Below are 14,974 nucleotides of genomic sequence, written 5' to 3' on the forward strand. Positions count from 1 at the left end.
AACGCTCTATCACCAAAAAGAATGACTAAAGTAATCGATGCTCTCGACAATCTGAACTTTTTTGGACTATCCTAGCACCATCAAAAAATCTTGAAGGAGATTGAACAGTGTATTTGCAAGGATTTGGTAACTATCACCACAGCGAAGCTGTTAAAGGAGCATTACCTCCAAATCAAAATTCCCCCCAACGCTGCAACTTGGGACTTTACGCAGAACAATTAAGTGGAACCTCATTCACCCGTCCCCGACATAATAATCTTCGAAGCTGGCTATATAGAATACTTCCTACTGTTACTCAGGGAACCTATTACCCTTATGAGATTAATATAACGCAACCTTTTGTTGATGAGTTGTCACCCAATGCCATGCGTTGGTCACCTCTTTATAATAGTTCTCAAATCAAATGTGATTTTGTTGAAGGCCTGTTTCATATTGCCGGTAGCCCGTTAGTTAATGCCTATACTTATTATTGCAACCATTCCATGAGCGATAAATATTTTGCCGATAATGATGGCGAGTTGTTATTTGTTCCCTATGCAGGTGAGATCCAGTTGCATACTGAATTTGGCAAATTAATGCTCTCTTCCGGCTCAATTGCAGTGATACCGCGCGGCGTTAAATTTAAAGTGGAAGTGATCAGTAAGGAAGCAAAAGGTTATCTTTGTGAAAATAGTGGAAATCCCCTAACCTTACCACAATTAGGCCCCATTGGAGCCAATGGTTTGGCAAACCCCCGACATTTTCAATACCCAGTGGCCGCATTTGAAGAATCAAAAGGCGAGCATACGATAATTTGTAAAAACCAGAAAAAATTATGGTTTGCAGTTTGCAATCACTCTCCTTTAAATGTCGTGGCTTGGCATGGCAATTATGCACCTTATTGTTATGATCTTGGTTTGTTCAATACAATTAACACGGTAAGTTTTGATCACCCCGATCCTTCCATATTCACTGTATTAACTTCAGAAAGCGAAATACCCGGAGTATCTAACCTGGACTTTGTCATTTTCCCGCCTCGCTGGATGGTTGCCGAACATACTTTTAGGCCACCTTATTTTCACAGAAATTACATGAACGAACTGATGGGGCTTGTCTACGGTGAATATGACGCCAAAAAGGAAGGATTCACACCGGGTGGTATCAGCATCCATAACTGCATGACTCCACACGGCCCTGATTATGAATCTTACGAAATTGCTGCATCGCAGGAGTTAAAACCAAATTACATCAACTCTCTGGCCTTTATGTTTGAAACCAAAGACTACTGGCAAGTAACTGAGCAAGCCTATCGGCATCCCAGTAGGCAAATGGATTATCTTAATTGTTGGCAAGGCTTTAAAATAGAGTTTAGTCAATAAATTGACTGCTTTTTAAGATGTAAAATTGACGATGATTAATTTATTTTTTGTTGGGTCAATTTTGACCCAACTTACATAGGATTAATTAACCTGGTAAAGCAAACAATCCTGGTCGCTCACCTACACTTGACCTGATAATAAATTAAAACAAATCCTCTTGCGTTAATCCAACCCGCTCCAACAAGGTTCTTAGCGTCTTCAAAGCTTCAACCTGAATCTGGCGAACGCGTTCACGAGTCAAATCAATTTCCTTACCAACATCCTCAAGTGTTGCTTTTTCAAAACCTCTTAACCCAAAGCGTCTTGCGATAACCTGTTGTTGATTCTCAGTTAATTTATCCAAAAGAGATTCTATATGTTGCCTTAAATTCTCATTGGTTAATAGTTCTGCAGGATTTAAACTGTTTTCATCAGCAATCGTATCCAATAAAGATTTGGTTTCATCAAATCCAATTGGGGTATCAACTGAAGCGACTTTATCATTCAAGCCCAATAGTTTTTGAACATCCTCCAAAGGCTTATCAACCATTTCTGCTATTTCTTCAGGAGATGGTTCATGATCCAGTTTTTGCGTTAATTGTCTTGCTGCTCTAAGATAAACATTGAGTTCTTTCACCACATGAATAGGCAAGCGGATAGTTCTCGTTTGATTCATAATGGCACGTTCTATGGTTTGCCTAATCCACCAGGTCGCATAAGTTGAAAAACGGAACCCTCGCTTGGGATCAAATTTCTCAACAGATTTCATTAAACCCAGATTTCCCTCTTCGATTAGATCAAGAAGAGGTAATCCTCTATTAAGATAACGTCTGGCTATTTTAACCACCAGGCGCAAGTTCGACTCAATCATTTTCTTGCGTGCTTCCATATCACCTTTCAAAGCAAGAGTCGCATAATGGATTTCTTCTTCAGCTGTTAGCAAAGGAGAAAAACCAATTTCACCCAGGTAAAGTTGAGTCGCATCTAAAGCCTTGGCAATATTTTTCCCGCGTTGGAATGAAGGAAAAGCTTCCTCATCAATAAACTCTGGAAACTCATCAAGCTCTTCTTCCATTTTTTCGATATCTGGTTCAACATCTTCTTCTGACAGCAAAGAATCATCATCTGGCTCAGACCATTCCTCTTCTTTAAATTCTTTGTCCTTAATTGGCTCTTCTTCATCTTGCATTGTATCACCTATATGTTTAGCGATGCCTTGAAATAGTTTTTTACTTCTTAACAAGCTTATTGTTGCTATAACTATAAGTTATATGTCAACCTTTTTGTAGATAATTCAATGGATTAACTGGCACTCCTGCCCTTCTAATTTCAAAATGTACGCCCCAATATGATCTATCTATTAAACCAGCTTCTGCTATTACCTGTCCTGCATTAACGCGCTGTCCTTCTGTTACAAGATTTCTGGCATTGTTACCGTATGCAGTTAAATATTCATTACTGTGTTTAATGATAATTAAATTACCATACCCAGCCAAACCGCTGCCAGCATAAGCTACAACTCCACTCGCTGAAGCTCTTACTTTATCTCCTCTATTACATGCAATGTTTATGCCTTTTTTCCCCTGAGAAGGTATAAATGTTGTAACGACTCGACCAGTAACTGGCCACAACCAACCAGAGGAAGAGCGTACATTATAAGCAGGAGAATAAATAATTTTTTGTTTTGGCTTATGAGGAATATGAAAATTAGCCCTAGGGACTGAATTAAAGTGATTTGATTTTGGCGCAATGCCTTTTAAACTTAAAACTTGCCCTACTCGCAAGGAATAAGGTGGTCTTAAATGATTGATAGTCGCAAGCCTTCTATAATCAGTATCATAGCGAAATGCTATAGCATAAAGAGTCTCACCTGATCGCACCATATGGAATTTCTGATATTTCGAATAAGGCTGCCACTTTAACTCAGTCACAGGAGCCAAATCACTTCTTGTCCCACAACCAGCAACACTTAAGATAAAAAAAATACAAATTAATTGTTTGCGAAATAGGCGCATTATTATCTCATTTATAATTTATTAATTTTCCATGCAAATTTCGTTAAGCAAGTTAGATAAATGATCAAATAGTTTATAATGAGTCATGTCTAAATGAAGCGGTGTTATGGAAACATGGCCTGTTTTAATTGCAAAGAAATCCGTGCCAGCTCCAGCATCTGCTTCTATGCCCGGTGGCCCAACCCAATAAATTGGCCTTCCTCTGGGATCATATTCTTTAATAATAGGCTCAGCACTATGGCGAGTTCCTAATCGGGTGACCTGCAATCCCTTTATTTGATTCAAAGGTAAATCAGGGACATTTACATTTAATATGGTTTGAGAAGGTAATTTGTTAACACTTAATTTCATAACCAATTCTTTGGCGATAATTGCGGCTGTTTCATAATGTTGTATGTTATCTCCTACCATTGAGACTGCAATAGCAGGCAACCCCAAGTAACGACCTTCCATAGCTGCTGCCACCGTACCCGAGTAAAGTACATCGTCCCCTAAATTAGCCCCCTCATTAATCCCTGATACGACTATGTCTGCTATAGGCTCTAAAAATCCAGTTAACGCCAGATGGACGCAGTCAGTGGGTGTTCCATCCACACTATAATAACCATTGTCCAATTGTTTAACTCTTAAAGGTTGTGTTAAAGTCAAAGAATTACTGGCGCCACTTCTATTTCTATCAGGCGCAACCACTTTAACTTCTCCTAAAGTCGCCAGCTCATTAGCTAAAATTTTGATCCCGGGCGCCAAAACTCCGTCATCATTGCTTACTAATATTTTCATATTTAACTCTCAGGGGATTCTAACCATTTTACGACTGCTAAATAGTAAGCAAGATCATCTTGATTTCTTTTCAATGAATCTTGTAATTCAGCGTTATCCTTTTTACTCTGCATTTCCCTTTGTTGATTGGCAATAACCTGCTGCAAAGCCAAAATTTTGTTACCAAACTCTTGTGGATTGTATTGTAGTTGATAAGCAAGGCTATTCATCCTCCTGCCAATTACCTCAAGTTGCTGACAGCTTAATCCATCGGGTTTTGTATTAGGGCACAATTTTAAAGCATTTTGCAGTTCAGAAGGGTGGGAACGATAATAGGATTCATCTTTTTTAAACTGACATGAAACCAATCCCAAAGTTATTAATATTATCACTAAGTACTTATTCATACTCACCCTCTTGATGTAAACTACAAAAAGTCGATATTATCACCAGTCAGCAAGTAACGCTATCTTATGAGAATACCATATGCTTGATTTTAGTTTGAATCGTGATCCCCAAACGGGCGAGTTATACATAGAAACCTCATTATGTGGGAAGCCTTTACTGACTACGCCGCAATTAAACAAAGGAACAGCATTTACTCAGGAAGAAAGAAAAGATTTCGGTCTTTTAGGCAAGTTACCACACCGCGTAGAAACTCTTGATGAACAAGTAAAACGTGCCTATCTTCAATATTCAAGTTACACGACACGTTTGCAGCAACATATTTATTTAAATAATTTACATGATAAAAACCAAATAGTATTTTACAAACTGCTAAGTCGTCATTTGGGGGAAATGCTTCCCATCATCTATACACCAATCGTTGGTGCTGCAGCCAAGAGGTTTAGTCATGAATACAGACAGCCACGAGGATTGTATATTGCTCATTCGGATAAAAACCAGCTTGAGGAAATAATTAATAACCGTTCGAATCCAGACATAGACCTTGTTGTAGTGACCGATGGCGAAGGAGTCCTAGGCATTGGCGATCAAGGGATAGGAGGAATGGATATACCTGTTGCCAAACTAATGGTTTACAGCTTATGTGGTGGGATTGATCCAACTCGCACATTACCCATATTTCTTGATGTAGGAACCAACAACCAAGAATTATTAAATGACCCTATGTATCTTGGTTGCCGTCACACGAGAATTAAAAGCTCTGAATATGACGATTTTATCAAAACTTTTGTCAATGAAATTCATAAGCAATTTCCAAATGCTTTTTTACATTGGGAAGATTTTGGCCGAGGCAATGCTCGACGAATCCTGGATCAATTTCAAGATGAGTTATGTACCTTTAATGATGATATCCAGGGAACTGGTGCTGTAACTCTAGCGGCAATTTTGGCAGCATGTGATGTGACCGGATTGCCTTTACATGAACACAGAATCGTTGTATTTGGAGCTGGCTCAGCAGGTACTGGTATTAGCGATCAAATTGTTGATGCGATGGTAAAAAATGGATTGAGCTATACTGATGCTTATGACCGATTCTGGTTAATAGACAAACAAGGTTTATTACTTGCAACTGACCAGGAACTGACTGATGCTCAAAAACCCTATGCACGTAATCCTGTAGATATTCAATCCTGGGAAATCAATAATAAACAACATCCTTCTTTTACTGACACTATCAGGCATGTCAAACCTACCATTTTAATTGGCTGTTCAGCTCAAACGGGCGCATTCTCACAAGACATTGTGGAAACTATGTCGACAGCCTGTGAGCGACCAATTATTTTCCCTTTATCAAATCCTGATGAAAAATGTGAAGCACAGCCTTCAGATATATTGGCATGGAGTAAAGGACGGGCATTAATTGCTACTGGAACTGCTTTTGCCCCCATTGAATATCAGAACCGAATGGTGCAAATAGCTCAATGCAACAATGCCTTGGTATTCCCTGGAATTGGATTAGGTGTTTTGGCGGTAAGTGCCTCTCGTTTAACCAAAGATATGATATTAGCTGCCGCCCAGACTTTAAGTAAATTTGCGCCAAGTAAAAAAGACAGTTTTTTGCCCCTCTTACCCTCATTAGACAATGCACAAATTGTGGCTAAAGAAATAGCTATTGCAGTAGCTCAGTGTGCAATCGACTCAGGTTATGCCCAAAAAAATCAAGACAAGGAACTACCCCGATTAATTGATGAGCTCTTTTGGGAGCCTAGATATCTGCCTTTTAGAAAAAAAAGGACGTAGTGAATAGAATAAAGCACTATGACTATATTATTGAAAAATAAATTTTCTTAACTCTTAGTCTGAGGGGTTAGCAAAATTAATCGTTACATTTTTTATAGTTCCACTCTCCGGCTCCCAGGAACGAGCGTACTTAAAGACCATTTTGGTTTGTGCGGGATAGGTTTTACCTTTATTCAAGTTAAAAATGAATAGCATTTTACCGCCAGCACCTATCAAATTAGTTTTAGGCTTTTCATAAATACTATTACTTAAGGTAAGCAAATTTTTGTCAAACTTTACTACAGACCATTGATACCCAGTAGTTGGGTTAGCTGCAAGACTCACAACAAAGCTGGGGTCTTTTGAGCTGACATTGATGACAACATCGTTATTTGCGCAGGCCAAAATGGAGAAACCCATAAGTAATCCGCTTAATAATTTTTTCATATTTTTTCCTCACGAAGCTTCTTACGCTATTACTATTATGGGTTACGATTTACGTTAATCTGTTTTAATTTCCCATAATCAAAAATTAATTCATATTGAAAATCAACAGGAGATTTTTGATAAATCCAAGTTTCAACTGTATTAGTACCATAACCTATCTGATAACCAGCCGCATTATATAATGGCACATTCTCCTCATACACCAATTTATCAAGTGGTTCACCACATTTGGATAGAACAGTGTATTTACTATCTCCTTCATAGACCAATTTATCTCCACACCGCATTGCATAGGCATTGGGATATACAATCATTAAAAAGATAACAGCCAATAAATAATTCCGTACGATCATTCCTCGCCCCTTGAGAACTCATTGCTCTTTGCAATAAAATTTTCAAAAAGTCTATTTTTATAGCATAGCACTTGGTATCTGATTATTCATCCCAATTATCTCTGTCTCGATCGGATTCAGGCAAGAATCCACCTACTTGAGCATCCCACATGGATTTATATAAACCATCCTTGGCTAACAATTCTTCATGAGATCCATCTTCAATTATTTTTCCTGCTTCAAAAACTAAAATTCTATCCATATGCAATAGAGTTGATAAACGATGGGCAATAACAATTGTAGTCTTCGATTCCATGAGTTGCCATAATGAATTTTGTATGGCTTCTTCCGTTAGGGAGTCCAGTTGTGAAGTGGCTTCATCTAATATCAAAATCTTCGTATTTTTTAAAATAGCGCGAGCAATTGCAACGCGTTGTCTTTGTCCCCCTGATAATTTAATTCCTCTTTCACCCACCAAAGTATTATAACCATCGGGTAAAAGTGAAATAAAATCATCACAGCATGCCTGTTTTGATGCCATCACAACCTCATCATCAGTAGCATCAGGATTACCATAACGAATGTTTTCCATCAAAGTCCTATGAAACAAAGTGGTATCTTGAGGGATAAGGCTGATAGCTGAGCGCAAGGAATCTTGAGTTACCAGACTGATATCCTGACCATCAATCAAAATTTTTCCAGATTCCACATTGAATAAACGTAAAATTAAATGGATAAACGTCGTTTTACCACTTCCCGAAAAACCTACCAAGCCAACACGTTGTTTAGGTTTAATGATCACTGATTTATTTTCAAATACTTTCTTACCTTGATTATAATGAAAAGTGACGTTATCAAACTCTATTTTTCCTTCTTTAACAATCAATGGCTTGGCATCAGGAATATCTTGAACCTCGATTGGTGCACTAAGCAAAGCAATAGCTTGTCTTGCTATACCTATCTCTCGAAAGAATTCAGCAATAGCATGGCACAAATACCAAATCTGAGTCATGATAGAAAACGATACATTGAATATAAAAACCAAGTCACCTGTTGTGATGAGTTTTTTATTCCAAAAGGTCAACAAGAAGTACACCATGGCTACCAGCATGACTGTAACTGGAATATCCAGATACAAACGAAATATGTTCATATAAATCGTCAGTTTTTTATTACTTTGCACTTCTATATTCTGACTTGCAGAAATATAAGCCAGCTCATCCCGAGAACGGGCGAAAAGCTTGACAACACTGGAATTACTCAAACTGTCAACTATTTTACCGCTTAATTGACTTTTATCTTCTGCGTTTTCTTTTGCATATTGATCAACTTTTCTAGACAATCTATAACTGATAAAAAGTTGAAAAATAATCCAGCTTAACAAAATGACTGCAAACCAATAGTTAATGGTACACATCAAAATTAATGCCACAACAATGGAAGCGAATGCGGCGATTGCATACCAGGTTATGATGTTGAATATGGAATCCAGAGCACGGGGCAAATCGTTGACCTTGTTAGCTAAACCACCTGCCATTTGATTGGAAAAATAATGATAAGACTGGCGACTCAAATGCTCTATGACGGACATTCTGACATCAGCCTGAAATCTTGGTATCACATAACCTTGCCACCAATTTTGCAGACGTAAAATCACAATTAAAGCAAACCAGGCCCCTCCACCTAACCATAAAGCCGGAGCAACCACTGAAAAAATATTTTCTTCACTGGAGTGCATCCCAAGAGCATCAATGATCATTTTCAAAGAATAGGGAATAGCATTATTTTCAAGCACCATTGCAATCGGTGCTACAAAAAACACCGTGAAAGCCAACGGCTGTTTCTTTATAAAATGCCAGAAAAATCGACCCAATGTTTTTGGTAATTCTTCAGATTTTTTATTATCGCTATTCATAAATCATACCTTCAATGAATTTTGACAAGGTTTGATTATTCTAACCTAATATTTGTCAATTGGAGAATTTATTGTTAAAAAACAATTATATGTTCTATCAATTCAGGCATTCTCTCAGATTTGCCTTGCCATGAAATAAAAATAGTCTTTCAAAAATTGAAAATATAAAATTTAATCTTGATCTTAAACCTTATAAAAGCGATCATTTTTTAATTTGTAAGTTAGAGGAGTGCGTGTGGAACACGAAACGATGGAATTTGATGTTATCATAGTCGGTGCAGGGCCTTCTGGATTATCCGCTGCAATCAAATTAAAGCAACTGGCTTTGTCGTCTCAAAAAGAAATTACTATTTGTATACTGGAAAAAGGAGCTCAGGTTGGGGCTCATATTCTTTCTGGTGCAGTTTTAGAGCCCAGAAGCTTAAAAGAATTACTGCCTGAAAATTGGCAGCAGGCTCCACTAGATACTCCTGTTAACAAGGATCTGTTTTATTTTTTGACTCAAAATAAATCATTTAAGCTTCCTACTCCAAAACCTATGCATAATGAAGGAAATTTTATTATCAGTTTAGGAGAACTATGTAAGTTTCTTGCAGAACAAGCTGAAGCTTTAGGCTGTGAAATATACCCTGGCTTTGCTGCAGCAGAAATTCTCTATAATGATAAAAATCAAGTCATAGGTGTTGCCACTGGGGATGTAGGAATTGATAGACAAGGGAAAAAAACCGATAATTATCAACCTGGCATGCATTTATTAGCTAGGCAAACTTTATTTGCTGAGGGATGCCGTGGGCAATTAAGTCAAATATTAATGAGTCGCTATCATTTAAGAGACCATTCGCAGCCACAAACTTACGGTATAGGGATTAAAGAAATCTGGCAAATTGATGCATCGCGCCATGAACCAGGCAAAGTCATCCATACTGTTGGTTGGCCTCTTGATCACGCAACTTATGGAGGCTCTTTTTTGTATCATCTCTCAGAACAACGTGTTGCAATAGGTTTTGTTGTTGGACTTGACTACAAGAACCCATGGCTCAATCCTTTTGGCGAGTTTCAAAGATTTAAAACGCATCCCCTTATTAAATCTGTTCTAACAGGTGGAGAGCGCATTGGTTATGGAGCCAGAGCACTTAATGAGGGAGGATGGCAATCTCTCCCTAAACTTACCTTTCCTGGCGGCGCCTTGATTGGAGATGCTGCCGGTTTTCTGAATGTGCCTAAAATCAAAGGAATTCACACGGCAATGCAATCTGGAATGCTTGCTGCACAAGCTTGCTTTGAAACATTAAGTGAAGAAAAGAGCGGTCAATTTGAACTAAGTGCATACCCTGAGAAAATCAATCAATCCTGGCTAAAGCAAGAACTCTATGCAGTGCGAAATATTCGACCAGGATTCAAATACGGTTTATTTCCAGGTCTAATTAATGCTGCTTTAGAAACTTATGTAACTCGAGGATATTCTCCATGGACCTTAAAAAATCATGCTGACCATAAGTCTTTAATTCCAGTAGAAAAAGCTAAAAAAATTAACTACCCAAAGCCAGATGGCCTGCTCACGTTTGACAAACTCTCATCTGTATTTTTATCAAATACATTTCATGAAGAAAATCAACCCTGCCATCTCAAATTAAAACAACCCAAGCTGGCCATTGAAGTTAATTTCAACCAATATGCTTCTCCAGAAAGTCGATATTGTCCGGCAGCTGTTTATGAAATCATTGAAGACGTTGAAAAAGGACCTCGATTACAAATTAATGCCCAGAATTGTATCCATTGTAAAACTTGCGATATTAAAGATCCTCGTCAGAATATAATTTGGCAGGCACCAGAAGGAGGGGGTGGACCAAATTACTCAGGAATGTAACTAATCAAACTCAAATAATATTTTTGGGTAAAATCCTGTAGTTATTGGCAGGAATTATGATATCTTGAACATGAAAATAAGGATTATTGCATGTACCAACCTTATCTTTTATTTGGCATTTTAATTCTTTCTCTCGTTTTATTTATTTGGAATTATTGGCGGTACGATTTCGTTGCTCTGTTTGCACTAGTCATCTCAGTGTTGACAGGCCTTGTTCCATTTGACAAAGCATTTTCAGGATTCAGCAACCCTGCAGTAATCACAGTTGGCTGTGTCATGATCCTAACTTATGCCATCACCCAATCAGGTATATTAAATAACCCCTTTGTAAAATTAAAAAAATTTTCAAAAAAAACCGCATTTCAAGTCGGTCTTTTTAGCGGGATCAGCGCATTCCTGTCCGCTTTTATGAATAATGTAGGCGCGTTAGGGGTAATGATGCCTATCGCCATTCATTCTTTTACAGAACTTAAAAAATCACCATCTATTATCTTGATGCCTATTGCCTTTTGCTCAGTACTGGGGGGAGTCATTACGGCTATAGGTACCCCCCCCAATTTGTTAATTTCCAACTTTCGCATTCAAGTCCTGGGTGCTCCGTACAATATGTTTGATTTCACCCCTGTAGGTCTTCCAGTAGCAGTAATGGGGGTTCTCTTTATTTCATTGATTGGATGGAAATTAATTCCAGTACGAGCCAAGTATAGTAAATCAGGAGATTCATTCCAGATTTCTGATTACATGACGGAAGTAAAAGTTCCAGAAACCTCCTCTTTATGTGAGAAGAGTGTTAAAGAATTTCTTGAGATGACTAAAGCTAATTTTGAACTGATTGCAGTGGTTCATGAGGGTAAAAAGAAATTTGCATACACCGATGATACCATCATACATTGTAACGATATTTTAATTATTGAAGCGTCTCCCGAAGATTTGAAAAACATTTTGGATTCAAATGGCCTTATCCTTGCTGGAAACAAACCATTAACCTCAAAAGAGCTCTATGACAGTGACATCATCACAATGGAAGCCGTTGTATTACCAGATTCCAGTATTGAAGGACAATCCGCGTCCATGATGAGATTTCGTTCACGTTATAAGATTAATTTGCTGGCCATTTCAAGAGAAGAATTATCTTTCAGAAAAAAATTAATTGATATTCGTTTTGCAGCAGGTGATGTGGTACTAATTCAGGGAAACGCTGCAACACTTCGCGAAACAATTGTCGACCTGGGATTCTTGCCTCTTGCAGAAAGAGATATTAATGTCCATTTGACTCAAAAAAAATTTTTACCAATTATTTGTTTTACACTATCCATCATTTTGGCATCTCTGCAAATACTGCCACTCGATTTTTCTTTTATGATAGCAGTACTCGCGCTTGTTGTGTTAAAAGCAATACCAACACACAATCTTTATCGTACTATTGACTGGTCAGTGCTATTGTTACTCGCTGCTCTTATCCCTGTTGGAGAAGCATTGCAAACGACCGGCGCAGCAGATTTGATTGCAAATGGATTTATGAAAATTGCCGGCCAATATTCCCCTGTCTTTGCCTTGCTTGCGGTTTTAGTTATCACTATGACCTTGTCTGATCTATTAAACAATGCGGCAACGGCATTAATTATGGCCCCCATTGCAATCAAGATTGCTCAGTCAGCCCATGTTAATGTGGATTCTTTCTTAATGGCAGTTGCTATTGGTGCTTCGTGTTCATTCCTAACTCCAATCGCCCATCAAAACAATACTATGGTTATGGGGCCAGGCAGATACCGATTTTCTGATTATTTTCGTTTGGGATTACCATTAGAACTTATTGTTATAGTGGTTTCTATCCCAACCATTTTATGGACGTGGCCTTTATATAAATAGAAACGAATTTGGAGAAGCCTGCACCATAACAAATAAAACAAAATGGTACAGGCTAGGGATCTTGAATAGATAGAAACTCTGTATTCCAATCACATTAAATTTTTTGCGGGTCAATATCCTTAATTTTTTCCCATTGAATATTGCCCTTTTTTATGTTCCCAGGAATATCTTTTGACCAAAATTCTTGTACCTGTTTATTAAGATTGAGATATAAAATGCCATCAACAATTTTCCACGCCAATGGATCACTCACTACTTTCCGCCCTACCGAAACTGCAAAAGCACAATAACCACCATAAGCTGGCAAATATTTTTCAGGATTAGCCTGAAAAACCTTCTTGTTTTCATCAGTAGCAAATAGGTAAGCTACTCCATTATGATAGGCAGTGTGGTTACCACTACCACGGACAGGACCATTTTTTTGATGATAAGAAACCAAATCATAACCTTGAACGCCAACCAGACTAATCGCTGCATCAGAAGCAAACACTAGAAACGGCAAGAATAATAAAGAGATTATTGATAATACCCTTCCCCTAATTTGTTTCATTTTTATCGTCCTTAATTAAATTGTAACTGTTAGTGCTTAAATCACTATTAATTCATTATAGATGCTGCAGGCGTAGTTTGCTTTAAAACAAACAGTTCTTCTACTTCTTGGCTAATTGCCTCAACAGTCCCTATTGGAAACCATAGATTATTTTTAAATTTTTTACCTTCATGTTTTGCCAGTTCTTTTAAAATGAGATGTAATTGGTGTTCATCAATTTCCATTCCCTTGTTATTAAGTTCCTTTTTTTGACTTAAAACAACCAATGCATTGACTATGTGAGTCAAAGACAAACAAATTTGTGGATCATTTTGAAATACATGATCTTGAAACACAATCTTAAGCCTGTTCAATGCTATATCATATTCATTTACAGTTACCTCCTGATAAGCAGTGACAATTTTATGCAAAATTCTTCCTAACGCTTGAGAGTTTCTATAAGCACTATGGTCTCTACCGTAGGTTAGCTCTTCAAACCGCCTCAAACAATTCAAATTGAAATCATGAACATCTTGCAAGATTTTAGCCTCATCATCAGGGCCATGTATAATAAACTGCCTGGCATAAGTTTTTCTATCCATGTCAATGAGCTCTGTCCTATCAATAACACCTGGGTAACCAAAACTCATGGGATAAGTTCTTATGTCTGGTTTATTCAATATTTTCAATAATGGTGCAAAATCATAATTAAAAACATCCAAAGCAGTGAAACATTTTAAAAACAAATACCACTTCCCTTCTTTATGAGTAAAGCAAAGCTGTAAATAGGAAATATGATCTTGTAGATTAGACGAGTCCATTATTAATGCTGAGTCACTCGACAAATTACTATTGCCATGATTTCGATAAACACTATGCTTAATCGGTAATCTAATCAGAACGGAGTTTATATCTCTCTTGAGCATCATTGGCTGAAATTCTGAATTCACACGATTGCTCGAGGAGTCTTTTAATATAGATTCGCCTGTATTGTTTATCGGAAAAAAATCAAACCGAGCTTGTCTGACATCTCTAGATAAAGAAGCGGAGGATGATTGAAGAGATGGATTGTTTATTATTTGATCACTTGGATACTTCTTAAGACCAGTACTTTTCATTAATCCTTTAAAAATTCTCATTGTGTAACATCTCCTTTAATGACTCAAATTTTGCAATCCAATATCAACTAGCGCAAGTTAGCTTAATTACTAATATTTGGTCAATAGATATTCTTTCATAACATGCTGCTATCAGCTTATAGCATCTTTACGGCCAACCAAAAAACATTCAGTAAGTTTAATAAAAATTGACTTATCAATATCCAGAATTGAGAAATGATAGGATAGTTGAACACATTCCAATCCAACCAGCTCTATCAATAATCTTTACATTTTCATATAAGAAGTTTGCTTTCCCGTTGTCATTTTCCGGCTATAAGGGTAGACTTGCGTTTGATAAATAAAGTCAAAGTCCCGGTGGCACAGATGGATAGCGCAGCCCCCTCCTAAGGGGCAGGTCGCAGGTTCGAATCCTGCCCGGGACGCCAGCTCTTACCTATGTCTCAATAAGGATAATCAGGGTCTAGGCTAATTTTTAATCATCCTGCTATTTACTCTTTCTAATTTGAATAACCGTAATTAATACTTATGGGTAATGATGTGCTTTTTTGGGGTAGAGCCCCATCATTGGGCTAACGCTTTGATACTTAGTGCGATTATTC

At 37.6% G+C, this 14,974-nt stretch carries 13 protein-coding genes and 1 tRNA gene; 5 read left to right on the forward strand and 9 right to left on the reverse strand.

Annotated elements, in window-relative coordinates:
- Positions 1-107: 107 nt before the first annotated feature.
- Complete coding sequence (gene hmgA / locus CC34_RS0102220) at positions 108-1,358, forward strand: homogentisate 1,2-dioxygenase (protein WP_027226812.1); 1,251 nt, start codon at positions 108-110, stop codon at positions 1,356-1,358.
- 142 nt (positions 1,359-1,500) lie between these two features.
- Here hmgA and rpoS read toward each other — a convergent pair whose 3' ends face one another.
- The 4 genes from rpoS to CC34_RS0102240 all read right to left on the reverse strand — a co-directional run bounded on the left by rpoS (position 1,501) and on the right by CC34_RS0102240 (position 4,518).
- Positions 1,501-2,526 carry an RNA polymerase sigma factor RpoS gene (gene rpoS / locus CC34_RS0102225; RefSeq protein ID WP_027226811.1) on the reverse strand — a complete coding sequence of 342 codons (1,026 nt, stop codon included), beginning with the start codon at positions 2,524-2,526 and terminating at the stop codon, positions 1,501-1,503.
- A gap of 85 nt (positions 2,527-2,611) precedes the next feature.
- Positions 2,612-3,352 carry a peptidoglycan DD-metalloendopeptidase family protein gene (locus CC34_RS0102230; RefSeq protein ID WP_032830130.1) on the reverse strand — a complete coding sequence of 247 codons (741 nt, stop codon included), beginning with the start codon at positions 3,350-3,352 and terminating at the stop codon, positions 2,612-2,614.
- 21 nt (positions 3,353-3,373) lie between these two features.
- Positions 3,374-4,132, reverse strand: a complete 759-nt coding sequence (surE, locus tag CC34_RS0102235) for a 5'/3'-nucleotidase SurE (RefSeq protein WP_027226809.1) — start codon at positions 4,130-4,132, stop codon at positions 3,374-3,376.
- 2 nt (positions 4,133-4,134) lie between these two features.
- Entirely contained in the window at positions 4,135-4,518 is a 384-nt protein-coding gene (locus CC34_RS0102240; protein WP_027226808.1) for a hypothetical protein, read from the reverse strand.
- A 79-nt stretch (positions 4,519-4,597) separates the two neighbouring features.
- On the opposite strand from CC34_RS0102240, the gene CC34_RS0102245 reads away from it, so the two are divergent.
- The gene (locus tag CC34_RS0102245) at positions 4,598-6,316 is read left to right on the forward strand and encodes an NAD-dependent malic enzyme (RefSeq protein ID WP_027226807.1); all 1,719 of its coding nucleotides are present in this window, start codon (positions 4,598-4,600) and stop codon (positions 6,314-6,316) included.
- Positions 6,317-6,370: 54 nt separating this feature from the next.
- On the opposite strand, the gene CC34_RS0102250 is transcribed toward CC34_RS0102245, so the two are convergent.
- The 3 genes from CC34_RS0102250 to CC34_RS0102260 form a co-directional block, all read right to left on the reverse strand.
- On the reverse strand, positions 6,371-6,742 hold the full coding sequence (locus tag CC34_RS0102250; protein WP_027226806.1) for a protease inhibitor I42 family protein: 372 nt from the start codon (positions 6,740-6,742) through the stop codon (positions 6,371-6,373).
- Between the two features lie 35 nt (positions 6,743-6,777).
- Positions 6,778-7,095: a DUF2845 domain-containing protein gene (locus tag CC34_RS0102255; protein WP_027226805.1), complete on the reverse strand. Its 318-nt coding sequence runs from the start codon at positions 7,093-7,095 to the stop codon at positions 6,778-6,780.
- 82 nt (positions 7,096-7,177) lie between these two features.
- Entirely contained in the window at positions 7,178-8,989 is a 1,812-nt protein-coding gene (locus tag CC34_RS0102260; protein ID WP_027226804.1) for an ABC transporter ATP-binding protein, read from the reverse strand.
- Between the two features lie 235 nt (positions 8,990-9,224).
- On the opposite strand from CC34_RS0102260, the gene CC34_RS0102265 reads away from it, so the two are divergent.
- Both CC34_RS0102265 and CC34_RS0102270 read left to right on the forward strand, forming a co-directional pair.
- Positions 9,225-10,856 carry an electron transfer flavoprotein-ubiquinone oxidoreductase gene (locus CC34_RS0102265; RefSeq protein WP_027226803.1) on the forward strand — a complete coding sequence of 544 codons (1,632 nt, stop codon included), beginning with the start codon at positions 9,225-9,227 and terminating at the stop codon, positions 10,854-10,856.
- Positions 10,857-10,946: 90 nt separating this feature from the next.
- Positions 10,947-12,725 carry an SLC13 family permease gene (locus CC34_RS0102270; RefSeq protein WP_027226802.1) on the forward strand — a complete coding sequence of 593 codons (1,779 nt, stop codon included), beginning with the start codon at positions 10,947-10,949 and terminating at the stop codon, positions 12,723-12,725.
- A 94-nt stretch (positions 12,726-12,819) separates the two neighbouring features.
- Here the strand turns inward: CC34_RS0102270 and CC34_RS0102275 are convergent, their stop codons facing one another.
- Both CC34_RS0102275 and CC34_RS0102280 read right to left on the reverse strand, forming a co-directional pair.
- On the reverse strand, positions 12,820-13,275 hold the full coding sequence (locus tag CC34_RS0102275; protein WP_027226801.1) for a YHS domain-containing (seleno)protein: 456 nt from the start codon (positions 13,273-13,275) through the stop codon (positions 12,820-12,822).
- 47 nt (positions 13,276-13,322) lie between these two features.
- The gene (locus tag CC34_RS0102280) at positions 13,323-14,393 is read right to left on the reverse strand and encodes a hypothetical protein (RefSeq protein WP_027226800.1); all 1,071 of its coding nucleotides are present in this window, start codon (positions 14,391-14,393) and stop codon (positions 13,323-13,325) included.
- A 330-nt stretch (positions 14,394-14,723) separates the two neighbouring features.
- Between CC34_RS0102280 and CC34_RS0102285 the strand changes: the two genes are divergently transcribed.
- Positions 14,724-14,800 (forward strand) — tRNA-Arg (locus CC34_RS0102285).
- The last annotated feature ends 174 nt before the right edge of the window (positions 14,801-14,974 follow it).

The organism is Legionella pneumophila subsp. fraseri, from assembly GCF_000586315.1.
Taxonomy (GTDB): Bacteria; Pseudomonadota; Gammaproteobacteria; order Legionellales; family Legionellaceae; genus Legionella; species Legionella pneumophila_B.

Coding starts and splice junctions, on each gene's coding strand:
- CC34_RS0102270 (WP_027226802.1), top strand. CDS start 10,947: ATGTACCAACCTTATCTTTTATTTGGCATTTTAATTCTTTCTCTCGTT.
- CC34_RS0102260 (WP_027226804.1), bottom strand. CDS start 8,989: ATGAATAGCGATAATAAAAAATCTGAAGAATTACCAAAAACATTGGGT.
- rpoS (WP_027226811.1), bottom strand. CDS start 2,526: ATGCAAGATGAAGAAGAGCCAATTAAGGACAAAGAATTTAAAGAAGAG.
- surE (WP_027226809.1), bottom strand. CDS start 4,132: ATGAAAATATTAGTAAGCAATGATGACGGAGTTTTGGCGCCCGGGATC.
- CC34_RS0102275 (WP_027226801.1), bottom strand. CDS start 13,275: ATGAAACAAATTAGGGGAAGGGTATTATCAATAATCTCTTTATTATTC.
- CC34_RS0102230 (WP_032830130.1), bottom strand. CDS start 3,352: ATGCGCCTATTTCGCAAACAATTAATTTGTATTTTTTTTATCTTAAGT.
- CC34_RS0102245 (WP_027226807.1), top strand. CDS start 4,598: ATGCTTGATTTTAGTTTGAATCGTGATCCCCAAACGGGCGAGTTATAC.
- CC34_RS0102280 (WP_027226800.1), bottom strand. CDS start 14,393: ATGAGAATTTTTAAAGGATTAATGAAAAGTACTGGTCTTAAGAAGTAT.
- CC34_RS0102255 (WP_027226805.1), bottom strand. CDS start 7,095: ATGATCGTACGGAATTATTTATTGGCTGTTATCTTTTTAATGATTGTA.
- CC34_RS0102250 (WP_027226806.1), bottom strand. CDS start 6,742: ATGAAAAAATTATTAAGCGGATTACTTATGGGTTTCTCCATTTTGGCC.
- CC34_RS0102240 (WP_027226808.1), bottom strand. CDS start 4,518: ATGAATAAGTACTTAGTGATAATATTAATAACTTTGGGATTGGTTTCA.